Source organism: Endozoicomonas sp. ALB091, from assembly GCF_049310265.1.
Taxonomy (GTDB): Bacteria; Pseudomonadota; Gammaproteobacteria; order Pseudomonadales; family Endozoicomonadaceae; genus Endozoicomonas.
The window spans coordinates 329,377-354,853 of record NZ_JBLYNQ010000001.1; the positions used below are offsets into that span (position 1 = coordinate 329,377).

Sequence of the window (25,477 nt, forward strand, 5' to 3'; positions counted from 1 at the left end):
ATGGTCTACAGTTACGGGGTTAAGGGAGGGGAAGCCATGAACAATCTTTACCACACCGATTTCTATTCTTGGACGCAGCAGCAGGCCGAGCTACTGCGTACCGGAAAGCTCGATCAACTGGACATCACCAATCTCACCGAGGAAATTCTGAGTATGGGGCGCAGTGAATACCGATCCCTGGTCAGCCGGTTAAGCAAACTGCTCTCTCATCTGCTGAAATGGACATACCAGCCGGAACGACAATGCCGGAGCTGGCGACTCACCATCACCGAACAACGCCACCGCAGTGCTGACCGTTTGCAGGACAGCCCCGGCCTGAAGCCCATGCTGGATGACATACTCACCAAAGCGTATGGCTACGCCGTGCTGGAAGCTGCCAAAGAGACCGACCTGCCACGGAAAACCTTTCCCGAGCAAATCCCCTGGACGTTCAATCAGATCATGACGGAAGACTGGCTGCCGGATTAACCGTTCCGGCGCTGTTCCATCTTCTTCAGACGCTTGTCAATATTGCGAATCGCCCCCATGGCCACCATGGCCACATCGCCCACATCCACCGCCTTGCCATTGCTCATGGACTCCGGCATGGACTGGGCCATCCCGCCCACATGGCCTTTCTCAGACCGTCCCGCCGACATACCGGGCTTATAATCGTACTCATAATTGTCAAAACTGCGGGCATCGGCCATATCCTGCTCATCGGAGCGGGGCTTGATGTTCTGCTTGGCGTTTTTGTCGGACATCATCATAAGACTGGCTCCTATCCCCGCCACCGAGCCAATGGCGGAGTAAGTACCGGCCCGGTTCTGCGCTGCTACCTGCATGGCCGCCTGATTGCGCTGATTCTCCAGCCCTGCCGCCGAATTAAAGCCGCTCAACCCCTGCCCCTGGGCCTGTCGCCCGAGATTCATCATCTGGGAACCGAGGTTATCCAGCCGGGTATCGGTGGCCTCACGGGCGCTGTTGGCCGCCATGACCTGAGCCCCATTGCGATTGAGATTATTCAACCGAGCCGTGGCCGCCTGTTGTGAGGCGGTCATACTGGCCCCAAACCCCGCCAGAGACCGCTCGGCCTGCCCGGCACCGGCATCAAACACCTGCCCCGCCGTGGCCTTGGCCGCCGTGGCCGCCTGCCCGATCTGGCCCTGATCACGGGCATAGTTCAACAACTCCCGCTCAATGGGCATAAACCGCAGCTGGTAATCATCCTCCAGCTCCTGGGCCATACGGGCCTGCTCCCGCTGCACCGACTGGTCCTTAACCACTGATCCGCCACCGCCACCGCACATACGCTATGCCTCCTTGTTCAGACCGAACAGGTCATGCTTTTCATGGGCCCAGGCCGCCCCGGCCCCGGCAATGGAACCATACATACCGTACTTGGCACTGGACACCATGGAATCTGACCGGGACCGGGCAATGGCCGTGCCCACCTCCCTGGACGCCGCCGCCCCGGTAGTACTCACCGACTGCCCGGACTGCTGCCTGCCCAGCCCCGTCATCTGCAACATCCGGTTAGCGTACTGGTCATGGGCCACCTGATTGCCCATGGAGGCACTGATACCGCTCACCCGGTTACCCTGCTGCTGCGCCATCACCGCTTGCAGCTTGCCACCGCCCACCGGCGCGGCTGAAGGCACGGCACTGTTCAGCCGGGCCGCTGCCGTGGCGTCATTGGTATAGCTTTGCACCTTGCTGTCGGACTTTGCCACCCTGGCCTCGGCCATCCGGTCATTCTCCAGGGGGATATACATCTTTTTGTACTCATCCAGCCGTTTACGGCTCAGTTCCACCAGTTTCTGCTCATAGGGTCCAGCCTTCTCGACCCTGCTGCTGCCTCCGCCGCCACACATCAGCCCGCCCTCCTTAACAGTGTCCCGAATGGCTCAAAGCCTGCCTTTTGCAAACTGGCCACCGTCCGCTCATCGTTAATGCCCTGGGACACCCCGATATGCACAAACTTCGGGTTCTGCGTGGCGGCCCACTGCTGATAGGTCAGCAAAAACCCCTTCAGCGCCCCCTGCCCCCGGTGACCGGGCAGCACATAAAAAGCGTCATCACGGGTCACCACATCGTTGCCGAAAAAGGTCGTAGTGGCCGACGCCAGCATAAAGCCCACCACCTCACCGTCGAGGCTTTCGGCCACCGTCAGCATCCGTGAGGGGTGTTTCACATGCTCAATGAGATAGGCCATGGACTTCTCATCGTCAAAATCGAACCCGGCGTAGTGAATGGTCTCTGCGTTCATGGTTTTGGCCAGATGGAACACATCCAGCAGATCGTCCATGGTGGCGTGGCGTATGTTCATGGGGTTTGCTCCTGTAGTTCGTTGTCCACCTCGGTACGCATCTGCTCCCGGTCCAGCAGCCGCTGGCGCACGTCCTCCGGTAACGCCCAGATGCCCGCGTCGTGCATCGCCAGCAACTGCCGCTCAATATCCCTGAGTGTCTGCCAGTCACCGTCCGTCAGCAACTTCTGTGAGGCCGTAGCCCCGCTGACCAGGGACGGTACGATAGGGTAAATCGCCCGTATCTCACTGCGGTCAACGAAATCCCGTGGGTGAACCGGCACTGCCGAATAGATATAGTTGGCCGACTCCCGCCGGTGAAACTGGGGGGAATAACTCACCTGCCCCGGCGTCAACTGCTGACCGATACGATACGCCAGTTGCTGCGCCTCACGGGTAGCCCCGATCACCAGATAGGTCGCCTGATCGTCAGGTAATAAAAGGGGTTTCGCTTTCATCCATGACCCTCAAAGATAACTGGCCACCACGTCCGTCATGGTCACCTGTTTGACGTAATCCGATGCCGACACCACCGCATACAGCCCGGTATAGTCATTGGCATCGTAGGCAAACGGCAGGTCATCAATAGTCACGATCCATTGAATCGACTGCCGGACACCCCGGTAAAACAAGACAGATACACCCGGTATGGACGTGGTGTAAGAATACCCCTGAATCCGGTGTTCAATGGTGCCCCAGGAATAATTCAACAGATCGGTCCTGTTGGTGTAATTGCTCGCATCCTGCTGAGAAATGCCTTCATCTTTGTATATCCGGGGATAACTCAGGGACAGGGCGTGAACCTGCACAGAAGTCCCGTCATGCTTGCGGGCAAAAATCCTGAGCTGGCAGCTACCGGTGCCGTTATTCTGCCCACTCGGGGACAGGAAAATCGTCACGTCCGGGTTAATGGCGTATTTCGGATAGCGATTCAGAGGCACATAAACGTCTTCCGTATTATTGCCATCGCCATAAGACCGCACCCCGGCCAGGTTGTAATTGGCCGAATAAAGATCCAGCACCGGACCGGTCAGACTGGTACTGTTCGACGACAGCGAGGCCGAGGCGGACACGGTAGACGTTGATGCCAGGCACAGATAACGGGGTTGCGAACCGGTATCCGCTTGCGTAGGCCGGGTAATCTGAATATCCGACTGGATAAAAAGCCCCCCTCAACCACCGACCCCCGGATAATCGACCCTTCTATCATCCCCCTGGCCAGAATATTGGAAAACTCCGCCTCCCCCCCTTGGACAAGCGCCAGCCGGTATACCCCGGCACAAAACCGGTACTGTAAATCTCATTGCCGATCATGGCGTTGGTGATGGAGCCTTCGCTAATATTGGCGATCACAAAATCGGCAATATTCCCCACCAGTTTGTCCACCCCTAGACTGTGAATGGCGGCATCCTTAATGGTGGCCTGCTCGATATAGTCACCGTCCAGTGTCCCCTGGGCCTGCCCCGGCATCCCGGTATCACTGAACCAGGGGCCATAGACCTTGGCCTCGCCCACCACCTTGACCAGACGCAGCCAGTAATAATACGCGGTATCATCCGGCCCCACCTGATCGGTAAAGCGCCCCGAGCCTGCGGTACCATGGAGCGTGGCGTCCGCCTGAACGGTGGTGGTGCTGCGCCAGATTTCCGCATACATCTGGTAAGCGGCATCGGGAAAATCAAAGCTCAGCAGCACGGTAAAAAAACCGTTGGCAATCTGAAACTGACCGGGAGCCGGTGGCGGTGCCAGGTCATACACCGGACTGTTGCCGGAAATCACCGGTTGATAGCTGTCACCGGCCACACTGGCAACCGCCGCCTGCTGATTCTGGTCCACCGGCGTCAGCACCCCCCCGGCCACCAGATCATCAAAGCGCACAAACGACTGGCCAATGCCCCCGATCTGCCCGGTGGCCTCACGCATCGCCTCAGTCATCTGGCGCATCCACGTCTGCAACGTAAAGCTGTCCTGCACATTCATGGGCGGATCAATAATGCCCGGCTTTTTGTTCTCGGAATCGCTGCTCATTGACTATGCTTCCGTGCTACCCAAATAAAAAAAAAGGAGTATCTTATGGCCGACCAGTCCTACCGCCTCCTGAAACTGGAACAGGACGTGATGCACCTGAAAAAACAACTGATCGTTAAAGACGAAGAAAAGCACCGAACCTGGTGCGACTTACAGGAACAGCTACTGGCAGAATTGCGGGAAACCAGTGAAAAAGTGGCCACGCTGGAACTGGTGGTCAACGATGACCACGAGCGGCTGATCCGCATGGAAGAACTGGCCACCGGCGACCACGACCGGCTGTGTCGCCTAGAACAAAAACTGGAATGGATCGTCCAGAAACTCTCGGAGCCAAAGCCATGAGCCGGAAAGATCCATTATTCCGGGGTAGTGTGGCACTGCACGTCATGGTTGCGCTGGTGTTTCTGGCCACCATCGCCTATATAATTTTCGAGATCGACTACCACTGCAATCCTACACCAGCTCACTCACACTCTCCGCCGCCTCAAGCTGGCGAACCGTGCCCGTCCCCTCCACCTCCACCTGCACCACCCGTCCCCCATAGCCCGACGGCATCCTGAAGGGTTGGGCGCTGGTCACTGCCTGCTCATGGCGGACCACATCATCGACAATCAGCCGGAAGGTCAGGTCGCTGTAGGCATCCGCCAGCACCCGCCCGGCGGTCATGGTCACCTGGGCAGTAAAAACAAACGGACGGGAACGCCAGCGGTAGGTCAGTGGCGTGCCCTGATCCCATAACCGAACCTGGTCCCCCTGCACCACCCACAACGAATCCCCCAGACCGTCCCGGTAAGCCGCATCCACCGCCTGATCGGTAAAAATAAAGCCCCGCTCGGGGTTGTCCGGGTCAAAAATAAAGCCCTGTGGCGTGCCGTTGTTGTAGAACCCAACGTACTGTTCTTCATGCACCGCCCCAAGCAGGGTGGACGGGTTCAATGCCTGCCACTGGTCACGGGTCATCAACTGATCGGTAAACACCCCGGACCCCTGACCGCTCAGCAGCACCAGCCCGTCCGGTGAGGCATAGACACAGCCAAACTGCCCCGAAACAATGGACCGCTTGCTCACGCCACCCTGACTGATAAACACCTCCTGGGCCGACAACGCCGCCGGATTGGTGCCCGTGATCAGGTACGGATTCCTGCCGGTAATGGCGACAATGGCCCCGTTCAACTGCCCGGTGCCGACAATGCGCTCCCCCAACGGCACACGGGCAAACGGATTCCAGGCATGGGGCCGGAACGCCTCGCTGACACAAATATCCGAGCCACTGGCCCCGAACAAAAACCCATTGGCCAGCGCCCCGAGACTGTGCAAATCAGCCGGTGGCACATCCCACAACTGACTGACCAGCAGATCGCCGGGGATCGAGGCATCGGGAACGCTATCGGTCCATTCGCTGGTACCAATGGGCAAATCCGTCACCCGCAGAAAATTCTGGTTCTGGCCACTGGTCACCCGCCGGTACAGCCGCAGGCCGGTAATATTGTAATTACCCGTTGGCACCAACGGCAGATTGGTCAGCTTCACCGTCTGGGCACCGGACACATCCACAATGGCCGTGGCCAACGATGGCGCACCCTCCATCACCAGCGAGCCCAACTGAGCCAGATAGGTCACCACATAATCCCGTGAACGCACATCGGCGGCATCATCCGAGGCCGCTCCCTCCACCGTCACCACAGGCACCGACGCCGGAGCCGGAACCCCGAGCCGGTAAGCGCCCCCCGGCCAGACACTGCCCGTTGTGGCCAGGGAACTGTCGGTCAGCTTCGGGTAGGCATCGCCGGTGAAATAACTCAGCTCCTGAGTATTCTCCCGCACCGGCCCCCGCACCATATCCACCACCTCCGGCCAGGTAAAAATACTGCCGGAGTTCATATCCCCGGCCACGGCGTTATAACGGTAAATACTCTGCTGGGTGCCACTCTTTTGCACCACACCGTAATCCAGGGGCGCACGTAGAGGCATAATGGCCCCGGTCAACAACCGGCAATTACGGGCCACCGTGGCGTTATTCTCCGGCAGAAGGGTCGGGTCCACGCCGGGCATCTCGCCCCGGAAGCCTTGTGTGCCAATGCTGATTTTCACTGAGTCACCTCAATAGCCTCCACCGCCTCAACACTGTCCGCCTGATCCAGCAAATCCTCCAGCTTCTGCCGCTGCCCAAACACCTGCCCGGTCAACTGCTGAAACAACTCGGCCTTAACCACCACCCGCTGACACAGTTCTGCTTTATCAATACCACGAGCCGCTGCCAACGCATCAAGCAAAGGTGTGTAGGCACCGCTGTCGAGCAAAAACTTTCGAGCCTCGGCTTCCTGTTTGTCCCAACTCACCACTTCATGATGCGGATAAGCAGACGTGATCTTGCTCAAGGTTTGGTCTGCCCAGTCGTTAATCTCTTTGAGTTTGGCGGCTTTGGTCTCGTCAAGACTGGCGACCACTTCCAGCCATGTGCCATCGGCCTGGGCTATGTAATCGCCCTGTTCGGGGCGCTCGGCCTGCATTTTGATAAAACCGTCAGGGCAGACCGGCGACTCACGCAGGTCAATGGTCTGTTCGTTGGTGTCGGGTTTTGCGAATATCGTCCGTGACATTGTTTTCTCCTTTATCCTTCTAAGCGCCAGACGTGGACGCGGCAGGGGGCTGAAGTGAGTGAAAATGTGCCAGTATGTGCGCCACCAGATTCTTGAGAGTTGTAGGCTATATATCTGTTACCAGTAACTACAACAATACCTTCTCCCGACACAAACTGAACCGCAGTCCCCCAACCACCCGCTGACCAAATCCACTCAGGATCAGACCATTTGTTATTATGGAAAATCTCAAGCAGACACAAAGCAGGCGTGTCATTCCCAAACGGATTATCCTGCACATAACGGTTATTAATTGTCACCGTCCCAAAATCCAACAACGCATACCCCGTCACCGGCGCTTCTTCCCAGTTGTCGTACTTGCGAACGTACTGCTTGCCATCGTCGGGGGCGTTGGTCAGGGAGAGTGCGTCCAGGGTGTCTCTTGCTTTGCTCATGGTAATCTCCTTTAGACGCCGACTCGCCAGACGTGGACGCGGCAGAGGCCTGAGGTTAAACCAGCAACAGCACCATGCGGCATTCCCGTGTTTCTCGGGCTATTCAAAACTTCATGCCGACCCGTTTGAACAACAATCTGATTACCCCACTGCGAACCTTGAGTACCAAATCCGCCATCGGCCCAAATCATATATGCTTGGCCCCAGTTACCGTTAAAAAAAACCTCCGCATAACAAATTACCGAAGCATCACCAAACGGGTTGTCCTGCACATAACGGCTATTCTTTGTCACCGTCCCAAAATCCAGCAAGGCATAATCCGCAATCTTTTCTGTAACCCACGCCCCATCCTTGCGAACGTAGCTCTGCCCGTCGTGGGTGGAGTCACCGATCATGTCACTGAGAACAATCTTGCCAAAGCTCTCGATCTCGATGTCGGTGTCGGCCACAAGGGGGCGGGTCAGGCTGATGGTGCTGCCATCGGTGGCAGTGAAATCGTCGCCCTGAATCAGCTTTACGCCGTTCATGTAAACCCACAGAGGCCGCCCGACTTCGTAGCTGTGGCTGAAGTTCTGCTGGCCAGTGCTGGCGTTGATCACGGTGCGTTGCGGTACGGCGATCTGGGAGAGCAGGTTGGGGCCGGATACCGCCTTGATGATAACCATGACGGCGTTGTTGCGGGGGCGGTTTTCGTTGGCGGTGGGGACGACTTTGGATGCGTCAAAGGTAAATCCGTTGATCGCATTCGGGTCTGCATTACCTACTGGAGTTGTACTGTTTTGCGCCCAACCCCTAGCTACATCAATAGCCCCACTGAGTGAAGGTGCATTCCCCCATGCGGGGCCGTAATGCACAGAAGCGACATGGCCGACGAGTCCCATTGATCCAGTAATATTCCGAATCGCATCCCCCTGATGACTCCCAAGCGCCCGCCCGTCATCAACACCTCTGCCATTATCCCAACCTCTCAGGAACTCGCCACGGTGATCAGGCAAAAATGCCTTACCTGCCTGCTGCTGGTCTTTGTACAACGCAAACAGTTCAGGATACTGGCTCTCGGTAATCTCCTGCCCGTTGCATTCCAGCCAGCCAGCAGGGGGGTTGAGCTGCCATCCCAGAGTGCGGTGATACCGACCGGACTGGATTCTAGATAGGTGTCTTCAACGGCCTGCCACTGTCCGTCCTTGCGGAAGTAGAGCTTGCCGTCTGTGGGGGCTTCTGTAACATCCCCACCCCCACCACTGGGCATCTGCCAACTGGCCGTGGTGCCATCGGTCTGTAATGTCTTGCCTGCCTGCCCCGTCTGGTCTGGTAGCCCATCCACCTCGGCCCATGCGCCATCAACACGAGCGTGTTGTTTGCCGTCCTCGGGGGCATCGGCCAGCTTGGCATTCAGCGCCTCCTGCAAACCGGTCACATCCGCAATTCCATGGGTATGCCCGTCTGTCGCCTTGCCATCCAGAGCGGCCTGCAAACCGGTCACGTCCGCTATGGCGTGGTCATGGTCCGATGAAGCAAAGTCGGTGGGCTTGCCGGTAATATCATCCCAGCTCGGCACCCAGGTATCGGCACGGTAAGGGTGTGCATGGCTGTCTGACTTCCCTGCCAAAAAGCCATCCACTTCCGTCTGGGTGTAATACAGGCTGTTGTGGTCATGGGCCGCTGGCGTGTAATCCGCAGGCTTGCCGGTAATATCGGCCCAGTCATGGCCATGGCTCGCCGGATTGAACTCCGTCGGTTTGCCGGTCACCTCAGTCCAGGAATGGCTGTGGCCGCTGGCGCTTTTGCCATCCAGTGCCACCTGTAGACCGCTGACTTCATCAATAGCATGGCTGTGGTCTGCCGGTGTCGATACGTCCGGTTTATTGGTGATCTCGGACCAGTCCGGCACATAACTGTCCGCTTTGGCTCCCACATCGCTGGCGTCTAAGGTAACCACCCCTTGCTGGCCATTGACGCTGGTGACGGATTCCGTGTTGTCGATCTTGAAAAAACTGTCGGTATTCAGGGAGTAAACCAGCGAGTCCCCGATGCCATAATCCACGTTATCCAGCGTACCGGCGGCGGTAATCTTCCAGAACGTGGAGACCACCGGCTTCGGTGGCAGGGTATTGCCAGAAGCGTCAAAGTTGCCCGCTTCGGTCAGGGCACCGGCCATGGAAGCCGCCGCATTCACCGCCTGATCCCGTGCGGTCTTCGCTTCGTCCCGATACCCCAACGTCAGCCCGGTATTACTGGCCACTTCGGTCCGGTCTGCTTCCACCTCATCCCGGTAACCGGCCACCGCCGTTTTGTCACTGGCTACCTGTGCCGCGTCATTGCTGGCACTGAGTTCGCTGGCACTGGCCGCTGTGGCGCTGTTGGCGGCGTTGGTTTCGCTGGCGCTGGCGTTGGTTTCGCTGTCACTGGCAGCACTGGCGCTACTGGCTGCTGCATCTTTCAGAACCACCGCCTGGTCGTGCAGGGTTTTCGTTGCCTGCCGGTCACTGCTGGCACTGTCAGCCTGTTGTTTGGCTTTGGCAGAATGATGCAGGGCAGAATACTGGCCGCTGGTGACTTCATCGTCTTCGGGGTTTTGTGCCCACTGTTGCGCCAGGCTTTGTGCCGTTTGGGCACCGGTTTTATGGGACTCGGCACTGCTGGCACTGCTGGCGGCGGCACTGGCGCTGCTGGCCGCGCTGGTAGCCTGGGTGGTGGCATCGTCCACTTTCGCCTGGCCTGCGGTGCTGATCCGGTTAAACTGGTTGTCACCTGCCGCCGTGACTCGGGCGGTTTGACTATCCCCTTCGGCGGTGACCTTCGCGGTCTCGGTGTTGCCACCGTTGGCTATATCACTCAGGGCTTGCGCTGCGGCACTGGTGATGGCCGATTGCCGGGCAATCACATCATTCTGCCGGGCAACCACGTCCGCCTGCCGGGTCTGAACGTCCTGCTGGTGACTGGCCACCTCGGCCCGGTCCGCCTCTACGTCCGATTGTGCTATTTGCACCTCGCCGTGCCAGGTCTCAACGGCGGTCACCTTGCTGTCGATCTGGCCGATACTGGCCTCTGCCGCCTGAATATCCACCAACAGTTGCTCGTATTGGGGGGCAACCTGAAGAAACTCCTGTTGCAGATCCAGTAACCGCTGCTGGTCTCCTGCCAGTTGTGTGTGCCACTGGCTGACCTCAAGATGCTTGGCGGTCACGTCGGCACTGTCGGCCTCGACCTCGCCATGAAGCAACGCTACCCGATGTTCACTGGCGGTCACCGCTTTGTGATAATCAATGACCCGCTCATGCCGCCAGTCCACATCATCACTCTGTCGTTGCACCTGGGCCTCTGCCGCCAGGGTCTGCTGGTGCTTGATGGCAATATCCGATTGGGTGGCGGCTATGCCTGTCCGACGCAGAGCCACATCCTGCTGGATCAGCTCTACTGCCGCCCGGTCGGCAGCCGCCTGCTGCTGGTCTGTTGCTGCTTCATTACCGATGGCCACTACCGCGTCCTTCAGGGCAGACACCTCGGCCCGGTCCGCCTCAACTTCCCCGTGTTTGACCACCACATTATCGTGCTGCACTTTAACCGTTGCCGCCTGGGCCGCCACCGCCTGCCGGTGGTTGTCGGCAGACTGGGCATCCGCCGTCACCGTCGCCTGAATGCTGGTCAGCAGGGCAAGGTCCACGTTGCCATCCAGGGCCACGGTTACCGACCCCAGGGAATTATCCGGCAGCAGATTGACGATCACAGTCTCACTCACAACATGGCCTCCTAAGCGGTATGGGTAACATCGGCGGTTATGCGCCAACGCCCCTGTAACAACGTCCTGACCGCCTGCCCGGAGTCATCGGTCAACTGCACGTCATAGTGGTAATTCACCGGCAGGAGCGGGCGGGTTTCGGCACTGGTCAGCTCAATCGCCACGGCACTGCCGCTGACGGTAAAGACCTTGTGGATCAGCGCCTCGCTGTCTGCCTGCATGGGGTCATACTTGACGGTAAACCACACCTTCCAGCCGGTCATATCCCTGGGCGCGTCATTACTGGCAAAGGCCACCGGCAGGGCAAAACTGTCCCCCTGCACATGGTCGGGCAGGTCGTGTCGGGTCATCGGTTCAATCCCTATATATCGAGTAACGGGTGCGCCACGGGGGCATCGGCGTGGTGTTCGCGCATCGCTTCGAGCCTGGCCAGGCTCAGGCTCTCGGCATAAATGGCCTGGTTGGTCGCTGACATCTGCGGCTCTGCCCATTCGCTTTTGGCCATGCGCTGAAGCCGTGCCAGGGTGCCAGCCACCAAACCATCGGTATAGGTCAGTAATGGATCACCGAATACCAACGCCCCCACCGCCGGAGCCACCGCCACCCGTCCGGTCACGGCCCTTGCCTGCTGGGTATCGGCGTGGGGGTTGAACATCACCCGGTTACTGCCCACCGGCAGCCAGGCCCGTGGGTCTGGGGCGGACTGTTCCCGCCAGCCCGGCATACAGTGATCCATGGCGCTGACCGAGGCACTGGGCAACGTGCGTCCCTTGTGGAGCAGGTAAATAACGCCAAGCACTTCAGTATTACCGTCAGTGGCCAGTTCATACTGGTGGCTGTCCGGTGCCAAAGGGATAAAGGGGATCAGGGTCACCGGCTCAATCGGCTCCTGCCAGAACCAGCTTTCCCGGCAGAAGTGCCGTACCGTATCCGCCAGCTTTTGCAGCACAATGGTCTGCGGGCAGCCGGGCACCTCCGGCAGAATCTGCGGCAGCAGGGATTGGTAGGTAGCCATCTAGTTTTGTCTCTGCATCTTGGGGCTGAAAGCGGCATCGACGGTGGTCTTGATGCCCAGCAGGTTAAAGAAGGCTTGATAGTGTTCCGTGGCCCTGGCCTTATTGGGGCTGCGCTCGGAATCGCGGGAAAACATCAGATACAGCAGCCACTCCAGCACCGGTTGAGCGTACTTGTCCGATACCGGCAATGGGTCACTCACGCTGACGACCATCGCCGGGGTACTGGTATAGATCAGGGTCAGGCTACCGTTGCCATCGTTGGGCGGGTTCACCCAAAAGGTGCCGGGGGTCAGTTCATCAACCACCACTTCCATCACCTGGGCAGCCGCCTGCCCACTGCGCCAGCCAGGATCAGCAGCGTCCAGCGCCTGCTTATCAACAATGCGGGTATGGTCACCGGCCACATTGCCCAGCGCCTCCACCACCCGCAACCCGCCCGCAGGCAGTGACTGGGCAGCACCGGCCACCAACGCTATATCGCCGGTCAGGGTACTGGCATCCGGTCGGTGCAGAGACACCACATTGCAGGCCAGATGAATCCCGTTGAGCAACTGCGGCTCGGTATAGGTCACCGCACTGTTATCATTCAGGATCGCCTGGGCCTGAACCAGCAGTTCGGACACCAGCATCACAGCACACTCAGGGTCTGGTCATCGTTGGGCACGCCCTGATCCAGGGAACGCACCTCAATATTGAACCGGCGCACTTCCTTGGACTCCATGGTGCCATCTTCCCGCTGGAAGAAATGGGTCTCCACGGCGTGTTTCAGGGAAGGTAAAAAGAACTTACGCAGCTTCACCCACTTCTCCCGGTGGATCAGGGCGGAAAAGCCATTCACCTGAAGAAACACCGGCTGGTCACCGCCGACGCCTTCCTGGTTGGCAATACGCACGTAAACATGCCCACTCACATCATCCTCGGGTGATGATTTGGGTGCCTGTGCCACCTCACTATTGGCGGGCAAATCCTGTTCATCGGACTGGGCCTGCTGCTGCATCTGGAGCAGCATCTCCACCTTCTCATCCTTGGTCAGCCCTTCGGGCAAAGGCGTGGCAAATTTTTCCAGCGCCAGGGTGTCCAGGGTCTCATGGTTCGATTTGGCCAAACCGGCCTTGGTCAAGGGTCTGCTCATCAAAAAATCCTTTTCAATAAAACCGTTACCCGTTGCCCGTAAACGACGTTTGCTTCCGCTTTTACGGGTAACGGGCAACGGGTAACGGGTAACGAACACCGATTAATCGGTCACCGCCACCTCGGCACGCACCATCCACGCATCGTTGAGAATGCGAGCGGTCTGGTAGCACTTCCAGCTCGCATGGCCCCGCTGACCCAGTGGGTCGGAGTCGGACGGCTTGGGATTGACCACCATCGGCGTGATCCCACGCTTGCCCTTGAGCGGCACAATGCCGTAAGCATCGCGGGCAATGAACAGGATCGGGTACACGTCGGCATTGCTGCCCCCGGTGGAGAGCATGGAACCCGCCGTAGCGCCCGCATCTTCCCACTTCTCGAAGATGGTGGAGACCACATAGCGCACATCCTCGCACTTGCCGATCTCACCCTCGAACGGGCTCATCTGGCCGTAATCCTCCACCGGCACAAACCCGTCCAGGTTACGGATGTCACCCTCGCAATCCGGGTGGCACAGCCCCACGTAGGCGGCGTTGACGTTCTCAGTGCCCCAGTTGGGGGTAGAACGCAGCACCTTGGTCATCTTCCGGGCATCCTGACGCTTCAGGGCACGGACGATCTTGCGCTGAAGCGCACGGGTCAGGGGGGTATTCACCGCCGAACGAGCAGCCCCGTTGGCAAAGAACACATTGGTGCCGCCCTTGATGATGTTGAACCGCACGGTCTCGATCATCTGGGCCGCCTGCTCCCCGAGCACGTCCAGGGCTTCCATCAGCACCGGGTCTTCGTGGGTGTCACGGATCACATCGGTGATCTGCACCCGGTCACCGTACTGCACCAGCGTGGCGGGCATATCGGTGGTGGTGAGCTGACGGGCGTTCGGTGTCACGCCTTCGGTCAACGGGGTCGGGGTGATCGGGAACCGCTCATAGCGACGAAAGATAATCGTCTGGGAGTGGTTCTTGGGCAGTGGTCTGGACTGGCCGAACTTCTCCAGGCACAGGTACGGGATCGCCCGCTTCTCCAGTTTGGTGGCTGCATAGGCAGCAGTACGGGGTGAAATATCACCGTAAGTCGTGGTCATGGTTTCCTACCTTCTTTAACAGTTATGACCGTCCACCACTGCCCTGCTGATCAATCCAGATCCGCGTTCAGGGCTTCCTCATAGGCCGCATCGTAATCGTCCATATCCAGCTTGCCTTTGCTCAGGTTGGGACTGCTCCCCCCCTTGCCAGGCACTGCCAGGGCGCTGTTAATGCGTTCTTTGGAAGTGGCGTTGGTCGCTTTGGACTGGCTTCTGGCCGCCTTATAGTCCGTTACAAGGGAACTCACTTCTGCCGCCGTACCGGCGTCAAAAATGCGTTGGTACACCGTCTTCACGGCCCCGGACTGTTCAGCAATAAATGCCTTCACATCGTCCATCCTGGGCAAGATTTCGGTGTCATAATCCGGGTGATCGTTCAGGATATGCTGACGGAACGCCTCACGGGCTTTTAGCTCGTCGGCTTCTTTCGCCTGCTGTTCCTTGATCTGCCGGTCTGCTGCCTGCTCCTGGGTCAACTTCTCCCTGAGCAGCTTGGCGGTATCGGGGTAATCCTCCTGCAAGTCCAGCCAGTCGTCCTTATCCATACCGGGAGGTACGAACTCACTGTCGTTGTCCTGGGAATTAACATCCTCGGCCTGCTGGTTCTTCTCTGGCTCGGGTTGGGGTTGAGACTTTTCCAGCCGTTCCCGCATTTCAGCCACGGATTCCTCAAACTTGCTTAACCGGCCCTCGGCGGACTTCAGCTTCTGTTTGAGTTTTTCAAGGTCTTCCTCTTCCGGCTCGGGCTGGTCGTCTGAGTCTGCTTGCGCTTCCTCGCCTGCTTCACCTTCTGCCTCAGTCGCACCGCCTTCTGATCCACTGTCCGGTTCCGGGGTGGTGTCGTCGGGGGTGTCGTTGTCTTCGGGCTCCTGGGTGTCTTCAGCCGCTTCATCGGTGTTATCAAGGCCGTCGTCAACCGACTCATCAGCGTCGATAAATTCCTCATAAGCTGCGTCAAAATCATCCTGGTTACCGTTCTCTTCCTTGGGAGCGTCGCTCATGGTGTCTCCTGTGGGCGCACTGGGTGCGTATCCGTGGGTACTGCTGTTGGGTGGACATTCACCAGAAATTGCTCCTGCATTTCTGGCATACTGGCCTTCCATGGCCATAAAAAAACCCCGGTCATGGCCCTTTCGGGTATCATTGCCGGGGTTTTTGGTGGGTGGCCCGTCCTTTAGGCCAACGGCTAATCCCTTAGCTTTTTCGTGGGGCCACGAAAATGGTTATTTATTCTTCCAATATTCGGCTGATTTTGCTTTGGCATCGTCTAATTTACTTCTTAGCATCTCTGCCAGGTTTTCCAGCTTCTCCACTATTTCCATCCCATCTTTATAACCATCACTATCAGGCAGGTGCATATAAACATCAGTATTGCACTCAATCCAGTTATCGACCGCCTCTTTCATATTGAACGTAATTGGCTCACACAAACCTTCGTGCTCTGTAGTGAACGGGGTAATAACGGAGATACAAAGTCTATCACACGGTTCCTCTATGGAAAGGTGAAGACGACTTCTTGCCCGAATAGCCGTTATAGTTTCAATAAACTGCTGACAAGAAGCCCGCCTGACAAAAGCCTCAACATGGCTTTCGTCTGGCTTGGCTAAAAAGTACTCTAAGTCGTCGGTTATCATTATTTTCTCCATGCGAACTCGGGTGCCGTTTCCAGCAGCCACAAGTGTCGCATATTGGCCACATTAACGATATGCGTATCGTCCGGGTACACCTCAACAGCCCAATAACCACCCAGACCGCATTGACGCTTAAGGCTCTGAAGATCATCCCAACTCACCCCGTCATTCCAGCGTTGATGGTTGGGGTCCACGGTGGTCCGGCAAACGCTCAACCGCAGGTGTTTCTGTTCCTGATACACCTGCACCAGATAATCACGGGACTGCCACACCTCAATCAGATTGTCCGGGCGTGACCCTGGCCACTGATCCCTGGCCACCGGTTGCAGCGTCACAGGCCGCTTGCGGTTCTCGGTTTCCAGCCGCTTGCGTTGCTGGCGGGTCAGGTTCTTAAGCGCCCCCATCAGTGCAACTCCAATTCCAGCCGTACCCGTTCTTCGGCGGCCTGCTGTTTCTCAACTTTTTCAATGCCGTCGGCCATATTCTGTTCCACCAGTGACTGCGCCAGATTTCCCAGGTGTTCGCGAAACAACTCGTTGTATTGGTACATGGAGGCATCGGCTATCACCTCAAACAGGGGGTTCTCCGGTGCATCACCCACCTTGCACAGCATCTTGTACTCAACACCCTCAGTGCCTGCCTCATCTTCAAATTGGCTGACCTTCATGGTGAGTTTGACGTGAATCGTGTTGTCTTTATCGTCCATGGCACAAGGCTCCGTGGTTATTGTTTTATATTGTGAACAAGCCGGTAAATAATCTCATTGGCATCCACCGCTGCCCGGCACGTTGCGTTCCGTTTTAGATTGACCCGCCGCCGACCCTTGTATTCGTACACGGTTTCCATATCACCGAGATTTATCCAGAACACCTTTGTGGCGGGCATCCAGCCAAAGAATTGATTCGGATACACCGGGCTCATGGCCGCACCACCGGGGAAAAGCGTGGCGTCGAATACGTGGTATTACTGCTATCCGTATCGTGAAATTCCAGCCAGCGTTTGAACGACACCAGTTGCTCCGGGTCATTGAGCCAGTAACTGACGGTGGCCACCTCATGGCAGGCACCACAGCGGTGGAACTGAGCCATGGTCAAAGGCTGAACTTTCAGGGAGAGCTGATTGACGCAGGTACCGCAGATAAAACAGGGGGAAGTTGCCGGGTCAGAAGCGGAAGGCGTAGGTGAGTAACCCATAATAGGATGGTCCTTCTTTTTCTGAATATCTCAAAATTGAGCGTCCCTGACAATACCCCCTTATTCGTGGTCATATTCGTGGTCAGGCAAGGCTGGCTGATTCAACGACTCCATCAACTCCCGCATGGCCAGTGCCGACCCCTGCTGGCGGTACATCTGGTTACCGTCGTTCATCAGGCAGCCTTCCTTGCTGCGCTCATAGAGCAGCTTGAACAGCAGCATAAACCGGCTGTAAAGAAAATCCTGCTGATGCTTTTGCAGTTCTGCCACCAGTTCCAGAATGTTGTTGTCCAAATCGTCCATTTAAGTACCCGGTTTATTGACCATCGGTTGCCCCATCCCGCCTTGCAGGAAATTCTGCACATCCCCCGGCTTCACCGAATCGGTCAGCTCACGGGCAAGGGAAGGGGCGGTCTTGTGCAGGTTCTGCATATACGCCTTGTACCAGGCCAGTTGCTCGCCCAACTCACTGATCTGCTGCTGCAACACCGAGCGGTCATTGACCTGCTGCTCGTCCAGCAGAATCTCCGTATCGTCCAGGTCACGGGCCTTGAAAATCTCCCCCAACAGCACCCGGCTGTTGATAAAGGGCAGAAACTGCGGTGCCGAAATCACCGGCAGCAGTTGATCCAGTTGCTGCGCCCGCAACTCCTTGGCCACCAGGGAAGTCGAGCCACGGGCCACCACGGAGTAATCCCCCTTCACCATTGGGTCCGGGTTAAACAGCATATTCCAGTGGTAGAACCCGGCAATCACCGTCTTAGTGATCCCCTCGTCAAAATGGCCGATCTGCTCCTTGATATTGACATTGGCCGCGCCCATCAACATCGACAGGCCACCCACAGTACGGCCAACCCCGCCGTCCTGGTTGCCGTGCATATAACTGGGCACGGTATTCTCATGGATATTGTTCTCAAAGGTATCCCGGATCGCCATAAACTCCTTGATCCGCGATTCCGTCTGAATCGCCCGCAAAGCCGGGGACTGGGGCGCACCCCGGCGGAAAATCATCCGGTCAGGGTAAATATCCCGAGTCCGTTCACCGGGGGGCAACAGATCAACATTGACCTCCCACATTGGTCCCACGGTACGGGCGGCGTTATCCATCATCGCCCGAATGGAGGCATTGACCCCGCTCTGGTCATCCCGCATCAGGGCCGCCAGCCCCTCCGCCCAGAAACTGGTCTCGTCCTTGTCGAAGTAATAGCAGTGGTAAATATGGTCCATCCCATCAATGGGCGTCACCGTGGCCTTGATAATAAACTCACCCAACACCCACAGATTGACCCAACGGGTATCCCCCGGATCAACATCGTCCACGTCCAGCCCAAGCTCGGCCATCTGCGAGCCATTCAGGGCACCCCAGAACTCCAGCACCTCATAGCGGTTATGGGGGCGGCGGTCATGGGTATCGTTGTGCTCATTGGTCCCGTCGATCAGATTCTCCCAGTCCCGCACCTCGCAATCCCCGCCCCGGACATCCTGTAGATACTGAACAATGGTCTCTTTATCAAACTCCGGCAGATGGGCCAGCTCCACCACCTTATCCCGTGTCTTGACGTGGCGCTGGTACATAAACTCGCACTCAGGCAGCGAACGGGCGTCCGGGTCCGGGTAAAAATCCCACACCGGCACAAACTCCAGATAGGGCAACAGCGAATTGGCGGAACCCAGTTCCCAACCTTCACCGCCCTCGGCCATCTGCCACTGCTGGTCCGAATGCAACTGCACCAGCGGCCCCTTGAGAATGCCCGTACCAAACAGATTGCCGGAATGAATCACCCGGCTACACAGCTTGCGGTACTTGATCTCGGCCAACTGATCGGCAATAACCGAACGCATATTGGCACAGGACTGATCAGCGGCCACCTCGGCCAGCTTGACCTGCTCCTCCCGCGCCAGTTGTGGCGGGGGGATCATGCCCTGTTGCATCTGCTCGGCCAGCAGCCTTTGCGCCTGCTCCGGGTCGATCTGCTGCTGTTGCGCCACCTGCTCCACCATGGCCATCAGCTTCTGACTCAAGGCCGCCTGCTTCATCTGCTGAAACAGGGGGGTTTCAGCCACATTGGGCCGTGGTGTCGGGGAAATCTCCCAGTTCTTGTCATTGTTGGCCGGGAACAACATCTCCGTCATGCGGGCATCAAAGGCTTTCACCTTGGTGCGGGTAATGCGACTGAACAGACGGGAACGGTTCTTACTGAGCTTCTTCTCCACCTCCGGGTCATAAATCCCCCGGTACTGGCGCAAATCCTTCAGAAAGCGATCCTCAGTGGCCGACCGCTTCCGGCTCACATCGTCAAACTGGGCACGCAGAAACGTCCCCATAGCTGACAGCTTCGCTTTCAGCGACTCGCTGTAGGCTTCCCGTTTGTCCATGAATTGTCCTTATTCGCACAAGCCGTAAAGGCTGCTGCACAGTGGTATATCGTCCTGCTCGGCCACGGCAATCAAATCAATCTGCTTGCCGCCATGACTGGTCTTGGCCCAGTCCACATAGGCATGAATGCCGTGGGTCGTATGGTGAATCTCATCAACGCTGGTGCCGGTGTTCAACAGTTTGGCCGTCACCCTGGCATCCATGAACGTGGAGACTCCCCGTTTGGCGGCATCGGACACCATCGCCTCCCACTCACTGATCCGCTTCACTTCCTCGGGAAAACGGCGGGCGATCTCCCGCATCTCCTTTTTCCCGCAATGGATACAGGGCATACACCCTACCCGTTTCATCCCCTGCTTATACAGCGGATTTGGCTTGACCCCGTGCTTGCGGTGCATATCAAACACCCGGTCCACATTCCAGGAGAGAATCGGACGAAAAGTGGTCAGCCCCCAACGGGTCGGGTGCTCCTCAAACTCCGCCAGCTTGGCACGACTGGGCGACTCATCGGCACGAACCCCCTGCCAACTGAACACATCGTCGTATTCTTCCAGGGCGGGCTCAATGACCTGTTTATCAATGGGCTTATGCTTCAGTTCCTCAGAACAAAACCGGCGACGGGTAGAAGGAAACCGCCCTTTCCACAGACACAAATCCAGAAACGGATTGCCGGTTGGCCGCAAGATGTTTAAGGCTTTGGCAACCCGGTCCTCTGCTTCAGCTTCAGACAGCCCCGCCGCCACCAGATCCTCCTTCCAGTGCTCCTGGATAAAGGCTCTTTTTTTGCCCATCTGAACACTGAAATCCGCCTTGACCGTTTTAAAGGGCACGGACTTGAACACCTTATTTTGCAGGTAGTCCACATAGTCATAGGTATCCTGATGCTCATTGCCGGTATCCGCAAAGACCAACATCAGGTTGGCAATTTCATTGGCTTCCAGTTCTTCCCGGCCAAGCAACGCCAGAGCGGTGGAGTCCTTGCCACCGGACAGGCTCAGAATATGCTGAGTATCTTCCATGAAAACCCTTTGTTCAGGCCAAAAAAAAACCGCCGTGAGGCGGTTGGTAGAAATGTACTGTTTAATACCCTGCGACCGATGCAGGCTGGTAGGGTACGTGATTCGCCTCGGCCACATTGGCCTGATAATCCTCAAGGCTTAACTTGGCCCCCATACAGGCGTATTGCAGGGCATCGTGGGGGTGACTGAAGCGGTTCTTGGCGGGCGCATCCCGATAGCGTTCATCGCCACTGACCTGAAGCCGTTCGTACTTGTAACCACCGTTAAAGCCCTTACGCAGCACCCGACAGTCCGGTGACAGCAAAAAGGCAGGCTCCCCGTCGATCAGTTGGGTCAGAAACTCCCGCACCGCCCCAAGCCGTTGCACCGGCGCATTACTGGGGGCCGCCTGAGTAGGAATCCCCCGGTCATTGAGAATATCCATACAGGAGCGTTCATCAGTATCGGCGGAACTGTTCCCGGCGGGGTCGCCCACCGACAGGCCAATGCGATAATTCTTGTAGCGCACCGCCAGATAGGGCTTCACCACCAGATCAATAAACTGTTGCAGGCCCATCCGTTCCGCCACCAGTTCCGCCAGGGCAACAAAGCGCCCCCGAGGCGTCACCTGACAGATGACACAGGCCGGTGTCAGCCCGAAGTCCCACCCGAGAATCAACGGGTAAGCCGCATTGCCCCGGATCGGTTTACCGGGATAGTGCAACTCGTCCTTGTACTCGGGGTAGACCGGCTTCCCGTCCTGCACCGTGCCGTACTGGCCCTGAATGTAGACCTTGATCCACTCCTTGGTCTTGCCGCCCACCTGGTTCCGGTAATAGCCGTGGCCATTGGCCAGATTGTTGATGTTCTCCGCTTCCGGGTTGTCGATGTACTTCCCGTCCTTCTCGATCAGCCCCGGTGGCTGCTGGAAGAACGCCCAGTTCTCCGGCGTTTCTTCTTCCGCGAGTCGATACCACCAGTGATCATCGTCCGGTGGGTTGGTATCCATAATGATCCCTGTCCAGGTTGGGCCTCCGTCACGCTTGGACGGATAGCGGCCAACACGACCGGTAGCAGCATCCACAATGCTTTTCGGGACTTCACGGGCTTCATTAATCCATACCCCCGTAAGTTCGAGGGAGAGTAGCTTCTTAACATCAGCAGGCTTATCCAACGCTAAAAACAGGACTTCCATCTCCGCCTTGGTCCCGTCCGGTAGCTGCGTCTTCACCTTGGCGGTGATAGGCACATCGAGCTTAAAGCTACAGACATTCTCGGGGAACCAGTCCTGAAATGTACGTATAGTGGTGCTTTTCAGCTCCGGGTAGGTATTTCGGATAATCGCCCAGCGGGACCGGCGGGTGTTGGTATCGTCCGGTTCCTGCACCTGGAAACTGATCCGTTTGATCTCTTCGGTGCAGCACACCGACTTGCCGGAGCCAATCGGCCCCATCAACCCACGGACAAACGACTCATCCTTGTGAAATTGCCGGGCGGTCTTCTCTGCCCGGTAGCGAATATCACGGGGCATCAGTCGTCCTCATCCCCGAAAATCTGGATAAAGTTAATGGTGGAATCCACATCCAGCTTCTTCGGCGCGTAATGCCCGCCCATCTTATTGGCAATATCAATGGCCTGAAGGGCGTTCTTGGCATCAAAGCGGTATTCCCCGGTGGGGTTGCCCTGAAAATCCAGCACCGGTTCCGTCTGCATACAGCGGTCGATGATGGTGCGCAGCTTGCGCAACGTATCTTCCTGGGAGATACCCGCTTTCAGCTCATTGCGCTCCCGGCACAGGTTCACCGCCGAGCGTATCTTGGGCTTTTTCAGCAACTGGTGACCCTGGGAGCGGGCACTCTTGTCACTGTACCCCGCCTGCAACGCGGCATGGTGGGGATTGGGCATGGCGGCGTACTCAATGCAAAACTGACGTTCCCTGTCAGTCAACGGCTTGAGTGCCGCCTCCACTTCCTTGTCGATTTCGCTCATAGCGATTTCATCCGCTCCAGATACCGACTCATCCGGTGGTACTGAGCAAAACTGGCTTTAAGCAGGGCAATACCGTGCTCGACCCACCGCCGGATCACGTTGGCGTTCTCAAAGCTGTGGTCAGGATTGCTGCTCATCAAAATCTCTGCGCCGTGATGGCCGTAGCCAAACCCGAACGGTACCTCACACAGCAGATCACCGGCATTGACCACACGGGTATAAGTGTGACAACGCATGGAGCGCCACACGTTATCCGACGACCCGATACGGGGTTGACCAAAGGTGGTCACCGACCCCAGGGTCTCCGTGGTGGCCAGCACCGCCGCCAGCGCCCCACCCCAACTGTGGCCGCAGGCATGAATCTCGGTGCATTCCTCCCGCATGGAATACAGGGCTTCGCTCAGGTGCTCATAAATCATCTCAAAATCTTTCAGCAGGGCAGGGTGAATCTGCTTTTGCCCCGGCTTGAACGACAGCATCTTGAACAGACTGCCCGGATACCACTCAAACCCCTTGAACACCACATACCCCTGCTGGTTCCTGGCATCCACACAGCACACCGCTTTCAGGTGGCCCACCTCGTACTCCAGTACATCATCAAACACACCGGGGAACGCCTGGTCGATGCAGATAGCCGCATTGTGGTTGTACACCAGCAGCGACAGTTGCGCGTATTCACGAAGGTTGAGCATTATTGTTGTCCTTTTGCCTTCTGCACGATGCCAGCCCCGAGGTTGGCAATGGGTTTCGCCGCCCAGATATACCCCACCATGGTCATCTGCACGCCGATAATCCAGTCAGGCACCCGGTCCAGCGCAAACCAGACCGTAGCCGCATAATCAGGAGCGACGATCGCCAGCAGCAACAGCCCGGTATAGAGCCAGAACGATGCGAGCCGCAGCGAGCTGAGCCGGTCCGCCGACAAGGCCGCCAACTCCCACGCATGGTTATGATTGGTCTGACTCTGGATAAGGGCAGTACGTTGTCGTACTTCCGATGCCTTCTGTTCCTGTTCCAGCTTCTTCAGGTCAGAACGACCCTTAAGCCACTGGGTCAACAGACCAACCCCCGCTGAGACCAACGGGATCACTGCAACACCTCAGCAGGAAAGGCATCCATAAACTGCTGACGGTTGCCTTTGCCCAGGTAGGTGTTGTAATGCTTCTTCCAGTAAGCCGCGAGACCGGCAATGTCATCATGGGCCGGTAACGGCTCCGGTACCCTGCGGTACACCAGACGGGCAATGGCGGTAGCGTAGGCAAGATTGTTGATCAACGATTGATCACGGGTCATACCCTCTGCCCGCAGCGCCTCAATGTCTTTTAGCAAAGAGGGGCGATAGGAGAGGTAATTCTTGTAAACGTCTTCCAGCGTAGCGGGCTCAATCTGGTAGATACCCAGGGCAGGACCACCCACTTGCTTCAAAAACGCCCCCATTTTTGATTCATGGGCCACGGTGCCCAACAACAAATTGACCGCAGACTCTGAGTGCATACCCAGATGCAACAGCGTAGGTTTAATCACCCACTGTTTCAGTTCATCCGGTTTCATACTCAGTCCGTTTTTTTTTCGTTGATCTTTTGTTTTACCAACCAGTCCAGGTCAGTTTCCATTTTGTTCAGGTTGCCCTGTAACCGAACTTCAACCTTTTCCAGTTGCCGGGTTAATTCCTTGCCGGTTTCCCGATTCAAGTCTTTTAACTCCGAAATGGATTTCTGGTTTTGAATGATCTGGCTACGGTTATGCACAATACCCTGCTGGTTTTCATTGGCTCGATTCACCAGCCCGTAGTACAACGCAACCCCGCTGCCGATAATGCCAATGAAATACAGAATCTGACCGAGCGAAATCTCAGATTTGTAGTCCACTTGCATAATTAAATTCCAAAAAAAACCGCCTCTCGATTTGAGAAGCGGCTAATGAGTACACAGAGATGTGTAAATGGACGCAGATCAGGATCAGACTAATCCCAACCTGATGTATTTATACCATCGCCTAATCACGGTTTCAAAAATCACACGCTTAATTTTTTTTTGGATTGTTGGATCTGCCTATTGTGTGTGTGATGCCCCCAACGCATTCAACCCCCCCGCCATGGCACCATGTCCAGCCGTGCGGGCACCTCCCCCCCTTTCGATCATGCTCCCAGGCTCGCCCGATGCCATCCAACCTGGTTCCCACGTTCCGCTGATTCCCTTGCTTCGTCTGTGTGTGCAGGATCGTATCAGATCCGGCCCGACAATTTACCCAGCCATTTGTTGTTAGTTCATATTGTGAACTACTAACGAAATTAATTGTCTATATAGTCAGTGCATAAATAATTATGTACTGACCCGAAGCCGCGAGTCTGTTTTATATTTTATAATTTGAGCTCGCGACAGATACACATACAGACAATAGTGAATAGCATGATCTCAAATAATGTAATTAATAGATTGAAAAATATAACTCAATGCGCACGTATAACAGATATAGCTAACGTTACGTCAAAATACGCTGCACGAGATGCAGACGAAATCAAAAACAGTTGCGAACGAACAGAAAATAATCAACTTCCGCTTGACGTTCAAAGAGAATTGTCGTTAAGAGGACAGCGAACCGCTTTTATCGAGTTTCATCGTTATATGTTTTCATTGAGTGACAGTGCGCTTCTGAATTTGAGTCAATCGTTCAAAACATACGTAACAGATAAACGTTTGTGCGACAGCGAATACGTATATATAGATAATTCACTTTTGCTTGATGCGATTCATTATCAGCTCTGCATACGATCTACAGATTCATTTGATATAAATATATTGACTGATATAGCAATCAGCTGTCGTAGAAATATCAAATTTGCGCGAGATTTCGACGATATCACATCTGAGCACATGATACGTTTTGCTGATGAATTGCAACTCAGATTGATATGAGACTGCGCACAGATCTAATAGCGCATAGAAAACGGATTTTGTTTGTATGCAAGAT

The 25,477-nt window shown here is 56.5% G+C and carries 33 protein-coding genes; 2 read left to right on the top strand and 31 right to left on the bottom strand.

Features of this window, described 5'->3' with window-relative positions:
• Positions 1-468 carry a DUF29 domain-containing protein gene (locus ACO6UX_RS01390; protein WP_422444164.1) on the top strand — a complete coding sequence of 156 codons (468 nt, stop codon included), beginning with the start codon at positions 1-3 and terminating at the stop codon, positions 466-468.
• Here the strand turns inward: ACO6UX_RS01390 and ACO6UX_RS01395 are convergent.
• The 6 genes from ACO6UX_RS01395 to ACO6UX_RS01420 all read right to left on the bottom strand — a co-directional run bounded on the left by ACO6UX_RS01395 (position 465) and on the right by ACO6UX_RS01420 (position 4,315).
• Positions 465-1,289: a hypothetical protein gene (locus ACO6UX_RS01395; protein WP_422444166.1), complete on the bottom strand. Its 825-nt coding sequence runs from the start codon at positions 1,287-1,289 to the stop codon at positions 465-467. The two genes, ACO6UX_RS01390 and ACO6UX_RS01395, sit on opposite strands and share 4 nt — an antisense overlap.
• A gap of 3 nt (positions 1,290-1,292) precedes the next feature.
• The gene (locus ACO6UX_RS01400) at positions 1,293-1,853 is read right to left on the bottom strand and encodes a hypothetical protein (protein WP_422444168.1); all 561 of its coding nucleotides are present in this window, start codon (positions 1,851-1,853) and stop codon (positions 1,293-1,295) included.
• Positions 1,853-2,308, bottom strand: a complete 456-nt coding sequence (locus tag ACO6UX_RS01405) for a GNAT family N-acetyltransferase (RefSeq protein WP_422444170.1) — start codon at positions 2,306-2,308, stop codon at positions 1,853-1,855. The genes ACO6UX_RS01400 and ACO6UX_RS01405 overlap by 1 nt, the downstream gene beginning before the upstream one ends.
• Positions 2,305-2,745 carry a hypothetical protein gene (locus tag ACO6UX_RS01410; protein WP_422444172.1) on the bottom strand — a complete coding sequence of 147 codons (441 nt, stop codon included), beginning with the start codon at positions 2,743-2,745 and terminating at the stop codon, positions 2,305-2,307. Before ACO6UX_RS01410 ends, ACO6UX_RS01405 begins: the two co-directional genes overlap by 4 nt.
• A 9-nt stretch (positions 2,746-2,754) precedes the next feature.
• On the bottom strand, positions 2,755-3,360 hold the full coding sequence (locus ACO6UX_RS01415) for a hypothetical protein (protein WP_422444173.1): 606 nt from the start codon (positions 3,358-3,360) through the stop codon (positions 2,755-2,757).
• Between the two features lie 133 nt (positions 3,361-3,493).
• Positions 3,494-4,315, bottom strand: a complete 822-nt coding sequence (locus tag ACO6UX_RS01420) for a phage tail tip fiber protein (RefSeq protein WP_422444175.1) — start codon at positions 4,313-4,315, stop codon at positions 3,494-3,496.
• Between the two features lie 45 nt (positions 4,316-4,360).
• On the opposite strand from ACO6UX_RS01420, the gene ACO6UX_RS01425 reads away from it, so the two are divergent.
• Positions 4,361-4,657 carry a hypothetical protein gene (locus ACO6UX_RS01425; RefSeq protein ID WP_422444177.1) on the top strand — a complete coding sequence of 99 codons (297 nt, stop codon included), beginning with the start codon at positions 4,361-4,363 and terminating at the stop codon, positions 4,655-4,657.
• Positions 4,658-4,768: 111 nt separating this feature from the next.
• On the opposite strand, the gene ACO6UX_RS01430 is transcribed toward ACO6UX_RS01425, so the two are convergent.
• The 25 genes from ACO6UX_RS01430 to ACO6UX_RS01550 all read right to left on the bottom strand — a co-directional run bounded on the left by ACO6UX_RS01430 (position 4,769) and on the right by ACO6UX_RS01550 (position 24,381).
• Complete coding sequence (locus ACO6UX_RS01430; protein ID WP_422444179.1) at positions 4,769-6,406, bottom strand: hypothetical protein; 1,638 nt, start codon at positions 6,404-6,406, stop codon at positions 4,769-4,771.
• Complete coding sequence (locus tag ACO6UX_RS01435) at positions 6,403-6,915, bottom strand: hypothetical protein (protein WP_422444181.1); 513 nt, start codon at positions 6,913-6,915, stop codon at positions 6,403-6,405. The genes ACO6UX_RS01430 and ACO6UX_RS01435 overlap by 4 nt, the downstream gene beginning before the upstream one ends.
• A gap of 11 nt (positions 6,916-6,926) precedes the next feature.
• Positions 6,927-7,349, bottom strand: coding sequence for a hypothetical protein (locus ACO6UX_RS01440; protein WP_422444183.1), 423 nt, complete (start codon positions 7,347-7,349; stop codon positions 6,927-6,929).
• A gap of 11 nt (positions 7,350-7,360) precedes the next feature.
• Positions 7,361-8,434: a tail fiber protein gene (locus ACO6UX_RS01445; protein WP_422444734.1), complete on the bottom strand. Its 1,074-nt coding sequence runs from the start codon at positions 8,432-8,434 to the stop codon at positions 7,361-7,363.
• On the bottom strand, positions 8,317-11,088 hold the full coding sequence (locus ACO6UX_RS01450; protein ID WP_422444185.1) for a hypothetical protein: 2,772 nt from the start codon (positions 11,086-11,088) through the stop codon (positions 8,317-8,319). The genes ACO6UX_RS01445 and ACO6UX_RS01450 overlap by 118 nt, the downstream gene beginning before the upstream one ends.
• Positions 11,089-11,099: 11 nt before the next feature.
• Positions 11,100-11,438 carry a hypothetical protein gene (locus tag ACO6UX_RS01455; RefSeq protein WP_422444187.1) on the bottom strand — a complete coding sequence of 113 codons (339 nt, stop codon included), beginning with the start codon at positions 11,436-11,438 and terminating at the stop codon, positions 11,100-11,102.
• Positions 11,439-11,449: 11 nt separating this feature from the next.
• Complete coding sequence (locus ACO6UX_RS01460; RefSeq protein WP_422444189.1) at positions 11,450-12,103, bottom strand: hypothetical protein; 654 nt, start codon at positions 12,101-12,103, stop codon at positions 11,450-11,452.
• Positions 12,104-12,733, bottom strand: a complete 630-nt coding sequence (locus ACO6UX_RS01465) for a DUF6682 family protein (protein ID WP_422444736.1) — start codon at positions 12,731-12,733, stop codon at positions 12,104-12,106.
• Positions 12,733-13,236, bottom strand: a complete 504-nt coding sequence (locus tag ACO6UX_RS01470; protein ID WP_422444191.1) for a hypothetical protein — start codon at positions 13,234-13,236, stop codon at positions 12,733-12,735. Before ACO6UX_RS01470 ends, ACO6UX_RS01465 begins: the two co-directional genes overlap by 1 nt.
• A 102-nt stretch (positions 13,237-13,338) precedes the next feature.
• Entirely contained in the window at positions 13,339-14,319 is a 981-nt protein-coding gene (locus ACO6UX_RS01475) for a N4-gp56 family major capsid protein (RefSeq protein WP_422444193.1), read from the bottom strand.
• Between the two features lie 50 nt (positions 14,320-14,369).
• A complete protein-coding gene (locus ACO6UX_RS01480) occupies positions 14,370-15,428 on the bottom strand; it encodes a hypothetical protein (RefSeq protein WP_422444195.1) in 1,059 nt (352 codons plus the stop codon).
• Between the two features lie 114 nt (positions 15,429-15,542).
• Positions 15,543-15,953 carry a hypothetical protein gene (locus tag ACO6UX_RS01485; RefSeq protein WP_422444197.1) on the bottom strand — a complete coding sequence of 137 codons (411 nt, stop codon included), beginning with the start codon at positions 15,951-15,953 and terminating at the stop codon, positions 15,543-15,545.
• Entirely contained in the window at positions 15,953-16,354 is a 402-nt protein-coding gene (locus tag ACO6UX_RS01490) for a DUF7694 domain-containing protein (RefSeq protein ID WP_422444199.1), read from the bottom strand. Before ACO6UX_RS01490 ends, ACO6UX_RS01485 begins: the two co-directional genes overlap by 1 nt.
• Positions 16,354-16,656 (bottom strand): hypothetical protein, encoded by a 303-nt coding sequence (locus ACO6UX_RS01495; RefSeq protein ID WP_422444201.1) that lies wholly within the window; start codon positions 16,654-16,656, stop codon positions 16,354-16,356. Before ACO6UX_RS01495 ends, ACO6UX_RS01490 begins: the two co-directional genes overlap by 1 nt.
• A 17-nt stretch (positions 16,657-16,673) precedes the next feature.
• Entirely contained in the window at positions 16,674-16,871 is a 198-nt protein-coding gene (locus ACO6UX_RS01500) for a hypothetical protein (RefSeq protein ID WP_422444203.1), read from the bottom strand.
• Positions 16,868-17,143 (bottom strand): hypothetical protein, encoded by a 276-nt coding sequence (locus ACO6UX_RS01505; RefSeq protein WP_422444205.1) that lies wholly within the window; start codon positions 17,141-17,143, stop codon positions 16,868-16,870. The genes ACO6UX_RS01500 and ACO6UX_RS01505 overlap by 4 nt, the downstream gene beginning before the upstream one ends.
• Positions 17,144-17,203: 60 nt before the next feature.
• Positions 17,204-17,446, bottom strand: a complete 243-nt coding sequence (locus ACO6UX_RS01510; protein ID WP_422444207.1) for a hypothetical protein — start codon at positions 17,444-17,446, stop codon at positions 17,204-17,206.
• A complete protein-coding gene (locus tag ACO6UX_RS01515; protein ID WP_422444209.1) occupies positions 17,447-19,519 on the bottom strand; it encodes a portal protein in 2,073 nt (690 codons plus the stop codon).
• 9 nt (positions 19,520-19,528) lie between these two features.
• Positions 19,529-20,539, bottom strand: coding sequence for a phosphoadenosine phosphosulfate reductase family protein (locus ACO6UX_RS01520; protein ID WP_422444211.1), 1,011 nt, complete (start codon positions 20,537-20,539; stop codon positions 19,529-19,531).
• 61 nt (positions 20,540-20,600) lie between these two features.
• Positions 20,601-22,049, bottom strand: coding sequence for a hypothetical protein (locus ACO6UX_RS01525; RefSeq protein ID WP_422444213.1), 1,449 nt, complete (start codon positions 22,047-22,049; stop codon positions 20,601-20,603).
• Positions 22,049-22,507 carry a terminase small subunit gene (locus ACO6UX_RS01530; RefSeq protein ID WP_422444215.1) on the bottom strand — a complete coding sequence of 153 codons (459 nt, stop codon included), beginning with the start codon at positions 22,505-22,507 and terminating at the stop codon, positions 22,049-22,051. The genes ACO6UX_RS01525 and ACO6UX_RS01530 overlap by 1 nt, the downstream gene beginning before the upstream one ends.
• A complete protein-coding gene (locus ACO6UX_RS01535; protein ID WP_422444217.1) occupies positions 22,504-23,199 on the bottom strand; it encodes a lipase family protein in 696 nt (231 codons plus the stop codon). Before ACO6UX_RS01535 ends, ACO6UX_RS01530 begins: the two co-directional genes overlap by 4 nt.
• On the bottom strand, positions 23,199-23,597 hold the full coding sequence (locus ACO6UX_RS01540; protein ID WP_422444219.1) for a hypothetical protein: 399 nt from the start codon (positions 23,595-23,597) through the stop codon (positions 23,199-23,201). Before ACO6UX_RS01540 ends, ACO6UX_RS01535 begins: the two co-directional genes overlap by 1 nt.
• Positions 23,594-24,058 carry a hypothetical protein gene (locus tag ACO6UX_RS01545; RefSeq protein ID WP_422444221.1) on the bottom strand — a complete coding sequence of 155 codons (465 nt, stop codon included), beginning with the start codon at positions 24,056-24,058 and terminating at the stop codon, positions 23,594-23,596. Before ACO6UX_RS01545 ends, ACO6UX_RS01540 begins: the two co-directional genes overlap by 4 nt.
• Before the next feature lie 2 nt (positions 24,059-24,060).
• Positions 24,061-24,381 carry a hypothetical protein gene (locus tag ACO6UX_RS01550; protein ID WP_422444223.1) on the bottom strand — a complete coding sequence of 107 codons (321 nt, stop codon included), beginning with the start codon at positions 24,379-24,381 and terminating at the stop codon, positions 24,061-24,063.
• Positions 24,382-25,477 lie beyond the last annotated feature (1,096 nt).